Source organism: Treponema sp. R80B11-R83G3, from assembly GCF_054786115.1.
This window is the reverse complement of record NZ_BDHF01000227.1, coordinates 1-1,290: the sequence shown is the minus strand read 5'-3', so window position 1 is coordinate 1,290 and position 1,290 is coordinate 1. Positions and strand designations below refer to the sequence as shown.

Annotated in this window: 3 protein-coding genes; 1 reads left to right on the top strand and 2 read right to left on the bottom strand. The window is 38.8% G+C overall.

The window, feature by feature from the left end; all coding sequences use genetic code 11:
• Window positions 1-458: phage major capsid protein (locus ACYVRH_RS12860; RefSeq protein ID WP_461257296.1), on the top strand; the 458-nt coding region annotated here is incomplete at its 5' end.
• A 201-nt stretch (window positions 459-659) separates the two neighbouring features.
• Here the strand turns inward: ACYVRH_RS12860 and ACYVRH_RS12855 are convergent.
• Together ACYVRH_RS12855 and ACYVRH_RS12850 are read right to left on the bottom strand one after the other, a co-directional pair.
• Window positions 660-878: a hypothetical protein gene (locus ACYVRH_RS12855; protein ID WP_461257295.1), complete on the bottom strand. Its 219-nt coding sequence runs from the start codon at window positions 876-878 to the stop codon at window positions 660-662.
• Window positions 879-930: 52 nt separating this feature from the next.
• Window positions 931-1,290, bottom strand: a 360-nt coding sequence (locus ACYVRH_RS12850) for a hypothetical protein (protein ID WP_461257294.1), incomplete at its 5' end; no start/stop codon positions are given.

The following is a 1,290-nucleotide window of genomic DNA, read 5'->3' as shown; positions in this document are numbered from 1 at the left end:
GTGATATTACCAAAGTGGCTATCGCAGGAAGTTCGATACAAGAATTAACGTGGAAGGATTTCAGGGACGCTGTTTACAAAGTTCCCGCCGAAGAAAGAAAAGACTGCTCGTGGTTTTTAAATGAAACAGTGTTAAACCACATAGCTAATATCGAGGATACAACGGGCAGACCGATATGGCGCAGACCTACGGAGGCTATGCCGGGACGTTTGGATTTATACCCATATCACGAGGTGTCAATTCTTCCACAATTAGCGGATATTGGGGTTAATGAATATTTTGCTATTTTTATGAACCCAAAGCGAATACAACATGGCAACCGTAGGGGTATTGAATTAAAAAAATTTGACGGCACTACTGAAAGCCTTGAATATGGGGAGTTATTTCTCCGCTTCCGTAAGAGGGACGGATTTTTGGTAACACGTCCTAAAGGTAATATGGTCATACTTAAAACTTAGGCGGTTTAAAAAAACGTCGTCTGTTTTTCCCCAAGACGGACGGCGTTTCTTGTTTTTTGACAAATACGGCGGTACGTTATATGAAATATATATTAACATTGGGGAGTTTGTTTGACGGTATCGGCGGGTTTCCGCTTGCCGCTGTCAGGGAAGGGATTAAAAAAAAATAACCGTCCAATAAATCTATCGGACGGCTTTCCTTTACAAATAAATACCGATGACGTTTTCGGTTATTCTTCCGTCATTGCATTGTGGGGGCGGCAAGTTGTCGATGTTTTCAATTTCTTTTCTGAAAATTCGAGCGTCATCGCCTTGTAAATATATTTGGTTTTTATAATCATTACTGAATAACAAATAATGCCCTGTTCCTACCTCATAGGAATAACTGTATTTCTGTCCGCTGTAAACTGGTAAAAACATTTTTTTACTCCTCGATGTAAAATTACCCTCACATAAGTGGGGGCGTTATTTGTTAGGTGCTAAAAAACTGTTCTATAAGACGTTTGGCGGCGTATATGCCGTTTGTTGTTCTTTGACGTTGCCAAGCCTTTTCACTAGGAGACCATTTGAAACCATTTGATTTTAGTAGTTTTCTTTTTTCTGGTGCGGGTATGTCATCAAATAAAATTTGAACTCTGTTTATTTCGATATTTATAACCATTTCACCGCCTTTGAATTTTATGTTTTCCGCTTCCATGTTATCAAGTTTTTTTAAGGTTTCAATTTTTTCTTTTACCCTTCGGATTTCGGCGCTGTTATTACTTAGCATCCAAGTAGGGCAAGGTTTATTTTTTTCGTTTGCCATTTTTTGGCTTTCTTCTTCTGATAAGCC

Coding starts and splice junctions, on each gene's coding strand:
- ACYVRH_RS12855 (WP_461257295.1), bottom strand. CDS start 878: ATGTTTTTACCAGTTTACAGCGGACAGAAATACAGTTATTCCTATGAG.